The sequence below is a fragment of the Pedobacter hiemivivus genome (assembly GCF_005144565.1).
GTDB classification, from domain to species: Bacteria; Bacteroidota; Bacteroidia; order Sphingobacteriales; family Sphingobacteriaceae; genus Pedobacter; species Pedobacter hiemivivus.
This window is the reverse complement of sequence record NZ_SWDX01000003.1, coordinates 622,128-639,971: the sequence shown is the minus strand read 5'-3', so window position 1 is coordinate 639,971 and position 17,844 is coordinate 622,128. Positions and strand designations below refer to the sequence as shown.

Below are 17,844 nucleotides of genomic sequence, written 5' to 3'. Positions count from 1 at the left end.
ACCTGATAACTCCATAAAGCCTATTGTTAAACCCTCATCTATAAGCTGGTATTTTAGCTGTCTTATAGGACTATTTGTATCATAAAACTAACGTCTTTTTTTTAAGTAAGTCTATTTAAATCGTAGATTTTTTAATTAAAAAGAGCGTCAGATAGGGATTGGAAAAAAATACGACTATTAACAAAATACCTAATCTGAAAAATATGAAATCGAATCGAACAAAATCGAACAAGCGTGAAGCTTGTGAAGCTGAAAATAAGCCGATAAACTGTGAACAGACAGGAAAAAACAGCTTTGAACAAAATGAACAAAATGAACAGGTTACTGTTTTTTCAATTTTGGGTAGGTTAAATCCTACTAGATTTAATCGAGGGATATATGATTAATTATAGCGAATTTTCAGATGTAGAGCTCGTAGAGTTGCTACAGTCAGAGTATGAAGATATTGCTGCATATACAGCAATCTATGATCGTTACAGGAAATTATTGGTTTTACATGCTAATCGAATGTTAGGTGATGTGGAACTAGCTAAGGATGTGGTACAGGAACTTTTCACCACGTTCTATCAGCAGCGAAAAACCTTAAATATTAATACTTCTCTTTCTGCTTATTTATACAAGATGGTGCGCAATAAGGTATTTAATAATCTTAAGCACGCGAAAGTTAAATTGAATTATGCGGAAGATTTTTTCAACTATACACAAAATTCAGGAGAGCTTGCTGATGAACAAGTTTGTCTAAAGGAGCTTGCGGATGCTATTGAATCAGAGATTGAAAAATTGCCGATTAAAATGCGCGAAATTTTCGAACTCAGCCGTAAACAGTTCCTTTCTCATCAGGAAATTGCCACACGGCTCAATCTGTCCAAAAAGACAGTCAATAATCAAATCAACTTAGCAATCAAAAAAATAAGCGGCAACAACCTTTTACATACATGACTATTCATGTATTGATTTATTTAATCATTGGGGAATTATGTGTGATTATAGCAGATTTTCAGACGTAGAACTGATAGCGTTGCTACAGTCAGACGGCGATTTTAATGGTGCATTTACAGTAATTTATGATCATTATTTTCCCCCCTTAGTGTTACATGCTGGCAAAATGTTAGGTGATATGGATCTCGCAAAGGATGTAGTCCAGGAGATTTTTACTAAGCTGTTTTACCAACGAGCAGAAACAGATATTAATACTTCTCTTAAATCATATTTACATACTGCCGTACGCCATGTTGTATTTGATCATCTAAAGCAAGCAAAAGTAGAAATGAACTACGCAGAGGATTTTTTTATCTACGCAAAAGATTCGGGAGAGCTTGCTGATGAACAAGTGTGTTTAAAAGAATTGACTAAGGTGATTGAGTCGGAAATTGAAAAAATGCCGTTTAAAATGCGCGAGATTTTCAAGCTCAGCCGTAAGCAATACTTTTCTCAGAAGAAGATTGCCAAATTGCTCGGTCTGTCCCAAAGTAATGTCAGTAATCAAATCCAAAGGGCCATCAAGATATTACGCAACAACCCTATCATTTTACGCACGCAGAGTACTATTTGATTGAAATATTAACAAAATGATAACTTTATTTTAATACGATATGGGGTCTAGGCACCTTTGAGTTGTCTTAAGGTTATAAGTCCTAAAAAGTTTATGATAACTCAAGAAGATTTTCAAGCCTTAACGAAAAAATACCAAGATGGTAACTGCAGTCCACAGGAATTGCAGCAATTAGAGAATTGGTACAATAATAAAGGGAAAAATAACCCTAATGGAGAATTACCTGATGATGTTTGGGAGGACGATGTAGAACGTTTTTTGCGAACTTTTGATTCTGAATCAGGGGAAAAACAAAAAGGAGCAAGGATTAACTGGCCGTTGAACATCCTGCTTGTTGCGGCGGCAATAGCAATTATAGGTACCTTTTCGACACTGTTATTTAAAAGAACTGCTATTACACCTACGAAATATTCAGCAGATATCACTCCAGGTGGAAACAAGGCAACTTTAACCTTGCAAAACGGGAAAATAATTCAACTAAGTGATGCGAAAGCTGGTATCGTAGTTGATGCATCGAAATTAACTTACACTGATGGTACATTAATAAATAATGAGCGAGCTCAGAGCTTTACCATCTCTACTCCGCGTGGCGGCACCTATCAAGTGCGCCTACCAGATGGTTCAACGGCATGGCTTAATGCTGCATCCAGCTTAACCTATAACCCTTCTTTAAAAGGAGAAGAACAGTATCGAAATGTTAAACTGTCAGGAGAAGCATATTTTGAGGTAGCTAAAGATAAAGAACATCCTTTCGTCGTTACCACGGATAAACAAAGAATTGAGGTGCTGGGTACCCATTTTAACGTATCTGCCTACAACGATGAACTCTCAGTTAAAACAACCTTGTTAGAGGGCAGCGTTAAGGTTGCCTCTCTTACATCAACTGGTAGTGAAACAAAGGGAGTCATATTAAGACCTAGCCAGCAATCTGTACTTAATTCGAATGGCATTAGTGTACATCAAATTGATCCAACAACAGCTATTGCCTGGAAAAATGGAGAGTTTATTTTTATGGATGAAAGACTTGAAAGTATCATGCAGAAAATTGCACGTTGGTACAATGTCGAGGTGATATACGCCGATAAAGAAATTGCAAATAGGCCATTTAGTGGCTTTATATCTAAGTATGAAAAAGTCTCTCAGGTTTTATGTTTATTAGAAGCAACAGGGGACGTTAAATTTAAAATTGAGGGAAGGAGGATTATGGTAAAACCTTGACTAGAGATCCTCCCTAAATAATCTTAATGCGAGCATAAAAAAGTCGCTTATGTTTTATCAGAACATAAACGACCAGGGCCTGTATTACTTAACCTATCAAACGATCAATTTAACAGACAAGCAAACTTAGCCAATTTTACTTACTTAAGCAAAATTAAAGTAGCGTCGGAACCGCTAAGCCTTGTCATAAAACCGATGAAATGTATAAAATCAATTTCATGAAACGGGATGTTCTTCAGAAGTATATCCATAAAATATTACTTATAATGCGGTTAACCATTATTATAATTTTAATAGCCGTAATCCAGTTAAGTGCAAAAGACACACGCGGACAAAAGCTAACTTATAATAAAAAAGACATTACGCTTTTTGATCTTTTCATGGAGATTGGAAAGCAAACAGGCTATAGATTCGTTTGGTCTGATAGCCAATTCCATTCTCGTGAGCTTATAGATGCTGATTTTTACAACACCCCCATTGAAAAAGTGATGGATAAGCTTTTATTTGGACGCTCTGTGACTTACCAAATTGTAGGGAAGTCCATTGTAATTAAAGTAGACAATCGTTCCCTTATTGAAAAGGGGATTGGTGTGGTTGTTGGAATTGATGTCCGTGGCCGGGTGATGGACGAGAATAATCAGCCACTTCAGGGTGCCACCGTAAAGATTAAAGGGAGTACTAATAGTACAGTTACAAATGCCAACGGCGAATTTAGTTTACAAAATGTAAATGCGAATGATATTTTGGTGATATCTTATATCGGATACGATAGTAAAGAAATCAATGCATCTGAGAGGTTAGGAAATATACGGCTTGTCCTAAGCACTGATAAATTAGAAGAAGTAGAGATAAATGCGGGGTATTATACGGTGACTGATAGGAAGAGGACGGGATCGATATCAAGTGTAGACTCAAAGGTAATAGCCGATCAACCTATAAGTAATCCATTGCAAGCCTTGCAAGGAAGGATTCCTGGAGTACAGATACAGCAAACCAGTGGCTTTTCTGGAGCGCGTTTTAATATTATTATTAGGGGATTAAACAGTCTTAGACCTAACGGCAACGCCCCGTTATACATAATCAATGGGGTGCCATTCATATCTACATCAATTGCATCAGGGCTCGTAAGTAGTATTATAGGTATTGATCCATTAAGTGCATTTAATCCGGATGACATTGAAAGCATAGAAATTCTAAAAGATGCAGATGCGACAGCTATATATGGATCGAGAGGTGCAAATGGAGTTGTGTTAATAACAACAAAATTTGGAAAAGCTCGCCAGACAACTTTTGATATTAATATTTATAAAGGAATGGCTGAGGTGCCCAAATTTATGGAAGTATTGAATACAGAGGAATACTTAGAAATGAGAAAGGAAGCCTTTGTAAATGACAAGAAGACCGCTGCGGCAGTGTCAGACTATGATATGAATGGCGCTTGGGATCAAAATAGATACACAGATTGGCAAGAAAAACTTATCGGGGGGACTGCTCAAACTCATGATATTCAATTAGGTATTTCGGGAGGTAATGATCAAACAAGCTTCTTAATAAAGGCTGGTCAGCATCGAGAATCCACTGTCCTTCCTGTAGATAATGTTGCAGATAATAAATATTCTTTGCTTTTAAACTTGAATCATAATTCATCAAATAGAAAGTTTAAAGCAAATATGTCATTATCATACCTAAAAGATGAAAATGATCTTGTTGCCTATGACCCAACTACACAGGCTGTAACTCTATCCCCAAATGCACCAGAAGTATTTGATGAAAAAGGAAAAATAAACTGGCAAAATGGAACTTGGAGAAATCCATTCGCAAATTTTGAATCCAGATATTTTACTGAAAACAGAAACATCATTATAAACAGCGAGCTTAGTTATGCTATAATAAAAGGCCTAAATTTAAAAACTAGTTTGGGATACACCCAAATCGACCTCGCTGAAAGAAACACATTACCAAGCACGTATTACAACCCAACTACTGGACCAGTAAACGGATCTGCGATGTTTTCAAAAAGCAATCTAGAAACTTGGATTATAGAGCCTCAACTTTCATTCGAAAAAAAATTAGGAGATGGACACTTGACCATTTTGGTAGGTAGCACATTTCAAAAGAATAATTTTGCAGGTGAGACCCTAAGCGCTTCTGGATATACCAATGATTCCATGTTGGGTGTAATTAAAGGTGCTGCTACTATTGCAGTTTCTTCGGCAACCCAAAGTCTTTATAAGTATAATGCCTTATTTGGGAGGATTAATTATGATTGGAAAGACAAATATATTCTAAACGTCACCGGAAGAAGGGATGGAAGTAGTCGCTTCGGGCCCGGTAAGCAATTTGCAAACTTTGGTGCCATAGGTGCAGCATGGATATTTAGTCAAGAAAATTTCATCAAGAAGAATATTCCTTTTCTAAGCTTTGGGAAGTTAAGATCAAGCTATGGAATTACTGGAAGCGATCAAATTGGTGATTATGGTTATTATGACCTGTGGAGTTCTACTTTATATAATTACGGAACCACAACAGGACTGGCTCCGGTAAATTTATTCAATCCTGACTTTGCATGGGAAGAAAATCAAAAATTTGAGATTGAATTAAGCTTAGGATTTTTAAGAGACAGAATTAATACTTCATTTTCCTATTATAGGAACAGATCTGGAAATCAACTTGTAGGTTTTCCAGTACCATCAACAACTGGATTTAACATAATACAATCAAACTTAAATGCTATAGTTCAAAATACTGGTTTGGAGGTAGTAGTTAGTTCAAGAAATGTTGATTCAAAGTATTTTAAATGGACGAGTTCATTTAATATTTCAATTCCAAGAACCAAATTGGTTAGTTTTCCAGGTATCGAGAATACTAGTTACAGGAATTCAAGGGAAGTGGGAAAATCACTTAATATCGTTAGATCTTATAAGTTTACCGAATTAAATACCACAACTGGAATTTACAAGTTCGAAGATAGAAATGGTGATGGCATCCAAAATCCTCTTAGTGATTATCAATCTTTAGTTGAAAAATCTCAGAGTTTTTTTGGTGGATTTCAAAATATAATCACTTACAAAAATTGGGATTTCACTTTTTTGATACAGTTTGTGAAGCAAACAGGAGATAGTTACAGGAACTATTTTGTTGCCCCAGGTTTTCTAGGTAATCAACCTATACAGATTCTTAACAGATGGCAAAAGGAGGGTGATACTAAACCTGTTCAAAGATTTACCCAAACAACTTCGACAGCATATATTGCTTACCAAAATAGTTTAAATAGTACTTTAAAGGTCACTGACGCTTCTTTTGTAAGGCTAAAGAATTTGGCTATTTCTTATAATCTTCCAGGGAAACTAATGAATAAGATTAAATGTCAAAAAGCGAAGGTTTACGTTCAAGGACAAAATTTGGGAACCATTACAAACTACGTTGGATTGGACCCGGAGACACAAAGCCTCAGCCTTCCTCCGCTTCGTACAATCACACTTGGATTTCAATTGACCATTTAACTTTTTGAAAATGAAAACAATATATAAAAAAAACACAATTAGTAATCTGAAATTAGTTGTGTTGATATCAATAATTATCGCCAATTTTTCTTGTAAAAAATTTTTAATGGTTGATCCTCCAATAACCTTAATAAGTTCAAAATTGGTTTTTGATAATGATGGAACAGCTAATTCTGCTATGGCAGGGATTTATATCAGGATGGCCCAAACGAGTGCAGGATTTGTCAGTGGATCCAACAGTATAACAACAATGACCGGATTGTCATCCGATGAACTAACCAACTACTCCACTACCGATTTAGAACAGCTTGAGTTTTTCAATAATCAGGTTAATCCTGCAAATGGTAAATTGCTTATTATCTGGTCGGAATGTTATAGATATATATATTCATCAAATTCAATAATAGAAGGTTTGGCAGCATCAAATGGTGTTAGCGAAGTCTTAAAAAGACAAATAACCGGCGAGGCTCTTTTCATTAGAGCATTCTGCCATTTTCAATTAGTTAATCTTTTTGGAGAGGTACCATTAGTCCTCAACAGTGATTATACCGTTAATAGGTCTATATCTAAAAGTACAAATGAGCAAATTTATAATTCTATAATCAAGGATTTACAGGAAGCTAAAGAGCTTCTTAACAATAGCACTATCGACAATCAAAGAACAAGAGTAAATAAAGCAGCGGTTACAGCCTTCCTAGCTCGCGTATATCTATATCACCGAGAATGGGAAAAATCAGAATTAGAAGCAACAGCATTAATTACAAATAATGCTTACAAAATTGAAACACTAACAAGTAATGTTTTTCTTGTTCAAAGTAAAGAGGCTATCTGGCAAATTCCACCCGTTGTTCCTCAATACAACACTTTTGATGGTTTTCGCTACATTTTAACAAATACCCCCACAAATTTAAGTTTGAATAAGAAATTAGGAGAGTCGATACCTGCAAATGATGCTCGATCGAGTTGGGTGGGACAATTAAAAGTTGGAACCTCAATTTATTATTATCCTTTTAAGTATAAAGTTACCTTTCTTGCAGTAGGTTTGCCACCTATCGAATATTTAGTGGCTTTAAGATTAGCAGAACAATATTTAATAAGATCTGAGGCGAGAACACAATTAAATAAGATTAGTGAAGCACAAAGTGATTTGAATGTAATTAGAAAACGTGCAGGACTGAGTAATACAATGGCTGCTAATAAAGCTGAGTTATTGCTTGCCATTGAGAATGAAAGGCAAATTGAATTTTTTGCCGAGTGGGGGCATCGGTGGTATGACCTAAAGCGAAATAACAGAGCCAATGAGGTTCTCAGTGTTTCAAAGAGCAATTGGAAAGCCACGGCATTATTTTTTCCAATTCCTCAGTTGGAACAACAACAAAATCCTAATCTTTAATTGAAAAGAATATGAAATACCTTGCCATTACATTACTAGCATTTTTTAGCACATTCAAAACTTATGCGGATGTTATAAAGCCAGATCAAAGACCAATTACTCTTCAAGGTAAAATTAACGGAGGAAAATTTGGACATGATAGTCTTATAGTTTTTTTTACACCCAGTGTGATGTCTACATATAGCGAAGCCCTATCTGATGGGCGAATTAAGATTGTGGTTCAGCCGGATACAAATGGTAATTTCTATGTAAAATTGCCCACGACAAATGAAATTGGGAGTCTGCATTTATCCATTCATGGAGATGAAAATATTTTGGGTAGCAAAATATTAAATATGTTAAATACCAGATACGCACAATACTATATCGAGCCTGGAGATAGTATAAACATGGCAATCACGATTCAGGGTGAGGGGAAAGTGTACAATAGAATCTCTGGAAGAGGTGCAGCTAAATTCCTAGCAATAAATAGTCTTTCAAAAATTATGGAAATTAGACCAGAAAACAATGTTAAATCCGATCACCAAACCGCATTTCGAGAGATGGAGAGATTTTTTGAAGGCACTTCGATTCGGTTAGAAGCGGCTCATTCTCTGTTAAAATATTACAAATCCGAATTAACTGATTCCATTTATGACTTAATTTTTGCTGATATACATGGAAAAGAATTTTTGCAGGTAGTCTACAAAATTTCCGATCAATATACCTCTCTTAATAAAGATGTTCTAAAATCTTTGTTCACAACTTTTTTGCCAGCTAATGACTCTAATTTGTCCCCTCGATCGCCTTTTTATACAAATTATAAGATCTATAGAGAGATTTTAGCTTTTAAGATTAGGATAGGTAGCCCAAAATATTCAATAACAGATATATATAATTCATTACAATATGAGAAAAATGTTCAACTAAAAGAAAAGCTAATGGTGACATACCTCATGAATGTGCTTTTTAGGCTTGGTGAAGAAAAAAAAGATATAAATCAATATACCGAATGTCTCAATAACGCATATAATAGTATCCAGAATAGGAGATTTAAGAAAGCGATATTAGCTAAATCATCCAAGTTTCAAACTGGGAGTCCAGCGAAAAATTTCGATTTAACTGATGCAAAAGGTAAAAGAGTACAGCTGACAGATTTTAAAGGTAAAGTTGTATTGATAGATATTTATGGTACAGTTTGTTCAGGATGCAGATTCTTTGCAACTACGTTAAAATCGTCAGTTTTTGATGAGTTCAAAGGGAATAAGGATATTGTTTTTATCGCTATTTCTGTTGAACCTAATAAAGACGTTTGGCTCAAGAATATAGAAGATGGACATAATACAAGTAAAGAACATGAGATAATTTTATATACCAATGGTCTCGGAATGAAACATCCTTATATTACCTACCATGAGATACAGGCCGTACCAACATTACTTTTGATTGATAAAAACGGAAAAATTGCTAATTCCTCCTCAGATTCATTACTGGCATTGTCTTCTGGACCGGATGTTGTGAGAATGATACGTGAACAACTTAATAGAAGGTAAAGTATTAGCGAACTTCCTATCAGACGTTTATCTTTCCAACCGAAAAATGAGCTCCTGTTGGTTAGTCATAAATTACAAGATAGTTTCCAAACAAGGCTGCAAGCCTGTTGTCCACAATTTTAAATCCGCTTAGTTTCTTCTTGTGGAATTTCTCTAGACAAATGCTCTGCAGGTATCACTTAAATTCTCATATTCCTTGTGATATATAAGTGAATGTGTGTCGAATGATACACATTCACTTAGTAAACTATTATTAGTATCCTGCGTCTCTTGCATAAGAGCCTTCAGGAGTATCACAATCTGGCCCAACATAATCTGCTGGGTTTGCGAGCACTGTACATGCTGGCATACCGGGTTGAGATGTACAATATAATATCTCCTCACATGTATTTCTGTCATACACAGGACGAGGCGATGCATTTTTTGTTGGTTTTGATGCAAAAGCTCCGCCAACTGCAACTATTGCAACTACTGCGGCAAAAAATATTTTTTTCATAATAATTTTGTTTTTTTGCGCTTACTCTATTGTTTACAGGTTTTCAGCGTACCCTGATTCAATCGCGAATAAAATATTTTGAAACGCTATTATTTAGCTTTTAACGAGGCAATAATTACAGCATAATCTGAAAGAATAGGTGATTGTCTCATCTGAACTTTGAAAATCCAGTATTTTATGCTAGCAGCATAAAGCCAGAAGAGCACAAACAAGTAACAAATTATTTCAACTAGTATTTTCTTGGTTCTATAAGAGAAGAAAATTCTCGATGGTTGTTTATTCACTGTTTCCATTTGTTCAATTTTATTCATGTTATGTTGAACCTGGAGATAATATTTACATGGCAATCAGAATTCTAGGTGAGGAGAAAGTGTGTAATAGAATTCTGGAAGAGGTGCCGCTAAAAAGGGAAAAAGGACGTTCTTTGTCGTCATTTCTATCGAACCTAATAAGGGCCTTTAGCTTAAGGATATAGAAGATGGACATAATACAAGTAAAGAGCACGAGATAATTCTATATATTGATGGTATTGGAATAAAACACCATTTATTACCTATTATGAGATACAGACTGTACCAACATTACTTTTGGTTGATAAAAACGGTAAAAGTACTGATTCCTCGTCTGATTTATTACTGGCTTTGTCCGCCGGGCCAGATATTGTAAGGATAATACCTGAACAATTCAATAAAAAAACAGTTATTAACGATGTCAAATCAAATATTGATAATTTTAACCTAAGAAACGATGGTTAAGTCATAAATCACAAGATAGTTTTCAAACAATGCAGCAAGCCTGTTACCCACAATTTTAAATTCGCTTAGTTTCTTATTCTGAAATTTTTCAATAGAAATGCTGTGTATATATTTCTGATTGCTTAGATTATAGATGTCGATAGTTATTTTGTTATTATAATCTAAATAGTCCTCGTTGTCCGCCTTCAAGCCTGATTGTATGTATAATTTGTTAGAAAATGTGCTGGCTCTCTTATTCACTATTACTGGTGTTCCAAGCAATTTTGTTATCTTTTGTGTACCATATACACCCGTTTGCAAAACCTGATTTGATAATGTATCAATTGTATTCCCTGAAGATATCTTTTTTAAATTATAATCTAATTGAATGTAGCAATTCTTATAATAATAAACGTAGACTATTTGGTTAATCTGTTTGTTATAAAGCAGGACTCCGTCCGTTGAAAATATTACATCTTTAACACTACCCAAGTCGTGGAATTGTATATTTTTACCATTGGGTGAAACTTTCCTGAGTGCATATCTTTTACTTTTAGGATCTATGTTTCTTATGACAAATGAGTCATTAGGAATTGAATAACAATTGTCAAACCTACTTTCGGGAGAATTTTTCTTGCCCATGTTTTTACTCAAAGTTAATCCTTCAAAAATATTTCGGGTCAATCCATCATAAGCGAAAACTTTACCGGAATCTATCTCTATTTTCAATACACCCCATGCGATTTTTTCCTTTTCGGGGATTGTTAACTTGATTTTGGTGATGCTTTGTGATGAAAAATCGTTGACCAATAAAGTATTTGGATCTATGTAATCTGTCAGATATAATAGGTTAGCATTACTACCTGATATATAAAATTTAGTATTATCTCCTAAATATTTAGTAGATATGATTCTTGGTTTTTTAAGGAATGTCCTATTAAATCCATTTTTATGACGGTTGGGTTTTGTCGATATAAAGTTTAAAATCCCCAGAACTACTATACAGCTTACTGTGATTACAATTATCTTATAATAAATCTTCATATTCCTTGTGATGTGTTAATGAATGTGTACCAGATGGTACACATTCATTAGGTAAGCTGTTAAAGTCTTTGGAAAGCACTTTCTGGAGTACTGCAATCTATCTGAACATAATCTGCTGGGTTAGATAGGATTGTACATGCTGGTGTGCCAGATTGAGATGTACAGTCTGTTATCTCTAGACAAGTATTTTTGTCATAAACAGGATTCGGTAATAGAGTTGTAGATGGTTTTGATGCAAATGCTCCGCCGATAGCAACTATTGCTACAAGACCGGTAAAAAATAATTTTTTCATAATAATTTAATTTTGTTTTGTTTTGCTTACTCTATGGTTACAGGTTTTCAGCGTCCCCTGATTCAATCGCGAATAGAATATTTTGAAAGGCTTTTATTTAGCCTTATTGTTGTTAAATTGTGTCTGAAAGATGATCGCAATAAGAGAAAGGATTACAAATCCTATATTAAAGATCAAATACTCTATTCATCCCATTTTTTTCAAGATTCGCCCACTAGAATTCGGTACCTTTCAGCGAAGTTTAGGATGGTTAGAATGTAGATGGCAATCAGAATCTTTCGAAAAAGCTTTCTGGAGTCATACAATCTACCTCAACATAATCTGCTGGGTCAGGCAGGATTGTACATACAGGTGTACCAATGTACAGAGATGTACAACCTTCCACCTCTTGACAAGTATTTTTGTCATAAACAGGATTCGGTAATAGAGTTGTAGATGGTTTTGATGCAAATGCTCCGCCGATAGCAACTATTGCTACAAGACCGGTGAAAAATATTTTTTTCATAATAATTTAATTTTGTTTTTTATGCTTACTCTTTAGTTACAGGTTTTCAGCATCTCCTGATTCAATCGAGAATAGAATTTTGAAAGGCTTTATTTGGCCTTTTTTTCATTAAATTGTGTTTGAAAGATGATCGCGATAAGAGAAAGGACTACAAATCCAATATTAAAGATCAAATGCTCTGTCCATCCCATTTTTTCTAAAATTCCCCCACAAGAACACGGAATCTTTTCAGCGAAGTTTAGGATGATAAAAATGTAGATAGTAAACATTAACATTAAGCCAAACGAAGCATAAAGGCCAATCAAAAGGGTCCGTTTAATTAATACTAATACAGCAATGATAATTTCAATAGATGGAATTAAATAGGGAACAATTAATGCGTAATCTGTAAGGATAGGTGATTGCCCTATCTGAACTTTAAATTTTTCAAAATCCAGTATTTTATTGGTAGCAGCATAAATCCACAGTAGTACAAACAAATAACAAATTACCTCAACTATTATTTGCTTGGTTTTATCAGAGAATAAAACTCTCGACCTTTGGTTGTTCATTGTTGTTTCCATTTTTATAATTTTGGTCATGTGTTATTTAATTCCGTTTAGCTTTTTGTTGCTACAAGTAGTAAAGAGTTAATTATTTAGATGTTAAAACCATCTGTGCCGTAATGCCCGCAAATTGGCCGATCGGGATTTGGTAAGTGGTATTCGAAATAATCATACTCTGTACTTTCTTGCAGCATACTTAAATAAAACTTGAAAAAATTGTCTTGCAACATTCGTATCTACATATGTATATTCATCTCAGCTAACAGCTCCAATTACTGGATTTGGTAAAAAAAGACCGGGACTAATAGTCCATCAGATTAGCCCACGGCCTTTCTTAGAGTAAAAACTGTATATAATTTGGTTTCATTTGTATTATCTATTTTTTTTATTGAACCGCGATTGCTGTAATTTATGTCTTTCCCAAGCCAGGTTCCACTCACCTTTTGCAATCGCCTCATTCCTTATTTTAATCGCTCTTTTCAAGGCTTGTGCTTCCGTATCTGCAAATACTTTTGAAACAAATAATCCATGATAACTTTCGGCTCCCCCATAAAAGCAAATGTTATGTTCATCATTTCTTATCACTTCTTCATCATACTGGTACTCACACATAAAAATATCTTTCGGCGTAGTACTAGTTTGTTCAAGTGTTATATAATATGGACTCTGCTGCTCATCCATCACATCACAGCTTTCTGGCTTCAAGAAATGGATTGTTTTATCAGCGTTCATTGTTTTGAGTATTAGCGTTTTGTTATACCAAATGTATGTAGTGTTTAAGTGATGTTTTGTTACATGTGTAACAAACGCGTGTTACAATTGCAACAAACTTTTGTTACAATTGTAACAAAAGCTAACCGATTAGACATCGTCATCCTTATTATGTTTATATAGCGCATAAGCTCGGTTAAAACTTGTTATTGGCACACCTAGATATAGTGCAATAATATCTCTACTTATTTTATTAATTAAAGTGGGATCATGGTCTAGGAATAGGCTAATTCTTTCTTTAATTGTTCTTTTTAGCAAATGCTGATAGAACCTACTGTGTTTTTCAAATTTTATTGTTAAAAAGGGCAGTAGTGCAAATACCTCTGGAAATTTATCAAGTAAAACTTTTAAAGAATCATAATTTATAGAGATTAATTCACCATCTTCTAACATTTGGATATTTTCAATTCTATCTTCACAATTTAAAAAGCTGTTTGTATCAAATATGATCTCATCAGCTTGCCAGAGACGTGTAGCGAATGTTTTATCCATCCGTTGATTATGATAAAAACCAAATGCTGTTCCGTTGTATAGAAAATACAAATGACCATGTACATAAGATCCATTTTTTTGTATAAACTGGTCCTTAGCTACATGCTCTAATTTGCTATTTAAGATTATGTATTCAATACATTCTTCTCTTAAGTAGATGTCTAGAATTTCCAGTTTAGGGACAAGCTCCTCTCTGATAAGCCACTCTAATCTTACTATGGGTTCGTTTTCTATTGCCTTCATGGTTAAATGTTTTTATGTAGGGCTGTACTAAATCTGCATCTTGACATACCCAAGTATAGTGCAATAGCATCTTTGTTTATTCTACTAATTAATGTAGGATTATGTTGTATGAATAGGCTAACTCTTTCTTCTGCGGTTAGTTTTAGAAGGTGTTGATAATATTTGCTGTGTTTTTCACGATCTATTTGTAAGTAGGGGAAAAGGGCAAATAGTTCAGGAAACTTATTGAGCAAAGACTTTAGGTGGTAATAGTTTATAGCGATTAGCTCACCATCTTCTAACATTTGGATGCTTTCTAGTCTATCTTCGCTTTTGACAAAACTGTTTGTATCAAATATGATTTCATCCTTTTTCCAAAGGCGTGTAACAAAAGTTTTGTTGGTTTCCTGGTGATAGTAAAAGCTATGTGCAATTCCTCTATACAGATAACTCAGATGGCCATCTTCATAAGATCCAGATGATTGAATAAACTGATTCTTTGTAACCTGTTTTAATCTGCTGTGTGATGTAATGTGTTCAATACATTCTTCAGTTAAGGAACCAGTTAGTGCCTCTAGTCCAGGTACAATTTCCTGTCTGATGATCTCTCTTAATCTTTCCTTGTTCGATACATTGGAGGTAGTCATCATAGCGATTGATTAAAAGGGTGACAATAAAACATTGAGATTTTTGCTGCGTTATTCATTTTATTTTATTTGTTGGCGTTTGATTTATTAACTATATCGAAGTTACCGTAGGTTTTTGTAATTGAATGTCCCTTTTTGGACAAAAGTATGTTGCAAAAGGAACAAAAAAGCTAGTGTAGGATGCAGTTTTTTGGTAACCAAAACGTAGTATTAACTCAAAATTCGTAACTTTTTTTTTAATATCAACTGGACTTTTCTGGCAAAATGCAGCAATTTTAAGCGCCCCCTTATGCAAGAAAAATGCTACTCCCTCTTTAATTAATCTATCTTTGATACCGGAGGGGAGGTCAGCATAGCGATTGATTAAAAGGATGACAATAAAACATTGAGATTTTTGCTGCGTTATTCATTTTATTTTATTCGTTGGCGTTTGATTTATTAACTATTTCGAAGTTACTGTAGGTTTTTGTAATCGAATGTCCCTTTTTGGACAAAAGTATGTTGCAAATGGAACAAAAAAAGTTATTGGAGATTGCAATGCTTTTTAGGTAAATTGGATTCTTCTATAAAAAAATGGTAATTTTTTTAATATGTTTGCCAGTAACGCTCATCTCGTGTAAGGTTGAGAATCAGTAAGTTTAACTAGAATTAGCCGATGACCAGTTATAGCAACTTCTCAGACGAACAGCTTGCCATTTTACTTAAAGAAGGGGATCATCTCGCCTTTACCGAAATCTATAAACGGTTTTTTAGTATTTTATATATCCATGCCTGCCGAAGAATGGAGGATGATGAAGAAGCAAATGACCTAATTCAAGAAATGTTTACTGCTTTTTGGGATAAACGAAGGTTGCTAGATCTTAGGGGAAGTCTGTCTTCCTATCTATACGCTAGCATCCGTAATCGGATGTTAAATAAAATTGCGAATAAAAAGGTCTCGGAAAAGTATATCGATTCTTTAGCTGGTTCTTCTGAATTGGATTATACCTATGCTGATCACAAGGTTAGAGAGCAAGATTTGAAACAGCTAATTGAAAAAGAAATAGATGCACTGCCAGAACCTATGCGCACTATTTTTATCCTAAGTAGAAAAGAGCATTTATCTCATAAAGAAATTTCAGCGGAATTGAATATGACTGAGTTAGCCGTACAATCTCAGGTTAAAAGAGCGCTTAAAGTTTTGAGAAGAAAACTGGGTTTTTATAGCTATTTGCTATGCTTCTTTAAATTGTTGTAAATTATTTTATTTTTTTTGCCTCAAGTGCCTCCTTAAACTGTCTTATCTATATAGCCCCTGTTATAAGGGCATTAAAATAATATGGATAGAGATCAGGCAAAGTTATTGATTGATAAGTACATCAAAGGTGATTGCTCCGAAGAGGAAATGGCCATAGTAGAAAACTGGTACGCAAAATTGCCGTATCTGAGAGATGCACCGGGATTCGAACAAATTATTTCAGCCCAAGAGAATATTTGGGATAAACTAATGAGCCGTAGGCAAAATAGGCTAAGGCTTTATTACAGGGTGGCAATGACCGCTGCAGCTGCATTGGTAATTGGCCTCGGAGCCTTCTGGCTTTTCAATAAACCTCATGTTCCTGAATCAAATTTCGTCTCCACATCTGATATCTCTCCCGGTACTAACAAAGCAACGCTAACACTTGCTGATGGAAAAACTATAAGCCTAAGTGGGGATAAAACAGGCATTAAGATAAGGGAAACAAAACTGACATATGATGATGGGAGTAAGGTGGCTTCCAGTAGCTTGGATCATGCTAAAGTTCAAATGTTAGTTGCCGCAACTCCTATAGGTGGTACATATCGGTTAATGTTACCAGATGGGACAGCGGTATGGTTAAATGCTGCCACTAGTCTTAAATTTCCATCATCTTTTAAGGATCTACCTGAAGGACAAAATCGTAATGTTGAATTGACTGGCGAGGCTTATTTCGAAGTAGCCAAAGATAAATCACATCCTTTTATTGTCAAAACCAGACTGCAAGAAGTTAAAGTATTGGGTACTCATTTTAATGTAAACAGTTATCCTGATGATATTGATATTAAAACTACATTATTAGAAGGATCTGTACGTGTTTCATCATTCGGTAAAAAAGATAATGTGTTACTCAAACCTAACCAGCAATCAATCGTAACAGCAAACAGTATTCAGATCAAAACTGTAGATCCCGATGATGTGATCAGCTGGAAAATGGGAGAGTTCGGTTTCGGCGGAGAGCCTCTGAGGAAAATTATGAAAAAAATAGCCCGTTGGTACAATGTAGATATAGTTTATACTGATCAATCACTAGGTGATAAAATATTTAGTGGTACAATATCGAAATATGGAAGTATCACTGAGGTATTGCGTTTGTTGGAGGCAACTGGCGAAGTAAAGTTTAAGATTAACGGAAGAACTGTTACTGTAACCAATAAGTAATATGAGTACAATCGAATATAATTTATTGTCTGATACTGAGCTTGTAGTACGCTTAAAAGAAGGGGAACACGATGCCTATTCCGAAATTTATCAAAGGTTTTTTGGACTACTATATGCGTTTACATACAGGCGCCTAAATGATGAGGAGGAATCAATGGATATACTGCAGGAACTTTTTACTGATATATGGCTAAAGAGGGAAACTTTGGAGGTTCCAGTCTTGTCATCTTATTTGCATCGAGCGGTGCGTATTAAGATGATTACTTTGATGGTCCACCGAGATGTCAAAGAAAACTGCATACAATCATTCAAGAGTTTTATGGAGGATGACACCATTATTACTGATCATTTAATAAGAGAAAAGCAATTAACCACAATGATAGAAAAGGAAGTTCGCCTACTTCCTGATAGCGTTCGTGAAATATTTTTAAGCAGTAAACAAACCAATAAACAAATATAA

General features: G+C 34.8%; 17 protein-coding genes. 9 read left to right on the top strand and 8 right to left on the bottom strand.

All coding sequences use genetic code 11. The annotated features are described in order from the left end of the window. The first annotated feature begins 378 nt into the window (after positions 1–378). The 6 genes from FBD94_RS09925 to FBD94_RS09900 all read left to right on the top strand — a co-directional run bounded on the left by FBD94_RS09925 (position 379) and on the right by FBD94_RS09900 (position 9,198). Entirely contained in the window at positions 379–939 is a 561-nt protein-coding gene (locus FBD94_RS09925) for an RNA polymerase sigma-70 factor (RefSeq protein ID WP_136880101.1), read from the top strand. A 37-nt stretch (positions 940–976) separates the two neighbouring features. Further along, entirely contained in the window at positions 977–1,552 is a 576-nt protein-coding gene (locus tag FBD94_RS09920; RefSeq protein WP_136880100.1) for an RNA polymerase sigma factor, read from the top strand. Positions 1,553–1,645: 93 nt separating this feature from the next. Further along, complete coding sequence (locus FBD94_RS09915) at positions 1,646–2,770, top strand: FecR family protein (RefSeq protein WP_136880099.1); 1,125 nt, start codon at positions 1,646–1,648, stop codon at positions 2,768–2,770. A gap of 218 nt (positions 2,771–2,988) precedes the next feature. Further along, on the top strand, positions 2,989–6,273 hold the full coding sequence (locus FBD94_RS09910; RefSeq protein ID WP_169472271.1) for a SusC/RagA family TonB-linked outer membrane protein: 3,285 nt from the start codon (positions 2,989–2,991) through the stop codon (positions 6,271–6,273). A 10-nt stretch (positions 6,274–6,283) separates the two neighbouring features. Continuing rightward, positions 6,284–7,666, top strand: a complete 1,383-nt coding sequence (locus FBD94_RS09905; protein WP_136880097.1) for a RagB/SusD family nutrient uptake outer membrane protein — start codon at positions 6,284–6,286, stop codon at positions 7,664–7,666. 11 nt (positions 7,667–7,677) lie between these two features. Next, positions 7,678–9,198: a TlpA family protein disulfide reductase gene (locus tag FBD94_RS09900; protein WP_136880096.1), complete on the top strand. Its 1,521-nt coding sequence runs from the start codon at positions 7,678–7,680 to the stop codon at positions 9,196–9,198. A gap of 253 nt (positions 9,199–9,451) precedes the next feature. On the opposite strand, the gene FBD94_RS09895 is transcribed toward FBD94_RS09900, so the two are convergent. The 8 genes from FBD94_RS09895 to FBD94_RS09860 form a co-directional block, all read right to left on the bottom strand. Further along, positions 9,452–9,694 (bottom strand): DUF6520 family protein, encoded by a 243-nt coding sequence (locus FBD94_RS09895; protein WP_136880095.1) that lies wholly within the window; start codon positions 9,692–9,694, stop codon positions 9,452–9,454. A 737-nt stretch (positions 9,695–10,431) separates the two neighbouring features. Beyond that, entirely contained in the window at positions 10,432–11,472 is a 1,041-nt protein-coding gene (locus FBD94_RS09890) for a hypothetical protein (RefSeq protein WP_136880094.1), read from the bottom strand. A gap of 59 nt (positions 11,473–11,531) precedes the next feature. Beyond that, positions 11,532–11,765: a hypothetical protein gene (locus FBD94_RS09885; RefSeq protein ID WP_136880093.1), complete on the bottom strand. Its 234-nt coding sequence runs from the start codon at positions 11,763–11,765 to the stop codon at positions 11,532–11,534. 268 nt (positions 11,766–12,033) lie between these two features. Continuing rightward, positions 12,034–12,270, bottom strand: a complete 237-nt coding sequence (locus tag FBD94_RS09880; RefSeq protein WP_136880092.1) for a hypothetical protein — start codon at positions 12,268–12,270, stop codon at positions 12,034–12,036. A gap of 89 nt (positions 12,271–12,359) precedes the next feature. After that, on the bottom strand, positions 12,360–12,833 hold the full coding sequence (locus tag FBD94_RS09875) for a MauE/DoxX family redox-associated membrane protein (RefSeq protein ID WP_235884432.1): 474 nt from the start codon (positions 12,831–12,833) through the stop codon (positions 12,360–12,362). 354 nt (positions 12,834–13,187) lie between these two features. Continuing rightward, complete coding sequence (locus FBD94_RS09870; RefSeq protein ID WP_136880090.1) at positions 13,188–13,547, bottom strand: hypothetical protein; 360 nt, start codon at positions 13,545–13,547, stop codon at positions 13,188–13,190. A 129-nt stretch (positions 13,548–13,676) separates the two neighbouring features. Beyond that, complete coding sequence (locus tag FBD94_RS09865; RefSeq protein WP_136880089.1) at positions 13,677–14,321, bottom strand: Crp/Fnr family transcriptional regulator; 645 nt, start codon at positions 14,319–14,321, stop codon at positions 13,677–13,679. Positions 14,322–14,323: 2 nt separating this feature from the next. Then, complete coding sequence (locus tag FBD94_RS09860; RefSeq protein ID WP_131606883.1) at positions 14,324–14,950, bottom strand: Crp/Fnr family transcriptional regulator; 627 nt, start codon at positions 14,948–14,950, stop codon at positions 14,324–14,326. Between the two features lie 652 nt (positions 14,951–15,602). On the opposite strand from FBD94_RS09860, the gene FBD94_RS09855 reads away from it, so the two are divergent. The 3 genes from FBD94_RS09855 (at position 15,603) to FBD94_RS09845 (ending at position 17,844) form a co-directional block, all read left to right on the top strand. Then, positions 15,603–16,184 carry an RNA polymerase sigma factor gene (locus FBD94_RS09855; protein WP_136880088.1) on the top strand — a complete coding sequence of 194 codons (582 nt, stop codon included), beginning with the start codon at positions 15,603–15,605 and terminating at the stop codon, positions 16,182–16,184. Positions 16,185–16,265: 81 nt separating this feature from the next. After that, positions 16,266–17,384: a FecR family protein gene (locus FBD94_RS09850; RefSeq protein WP_136880087.1), complete on the top strand. Its 1,119-nt coding sequence runs from the start codon at positions 16,266–16,268 to the stop codon at positions 17,382–17,384. Position 17,385: 1 nt separating this feature from the next. Next, a complete protein-coding gene (locus FBD94_RS09845) occupies positions 17,386–17,844 on the top strand; it encodes an RNA polymerase sigma factor (RefSeq protein ID WP_136880086.1) in 459 nt (152 codons plus the stop codon).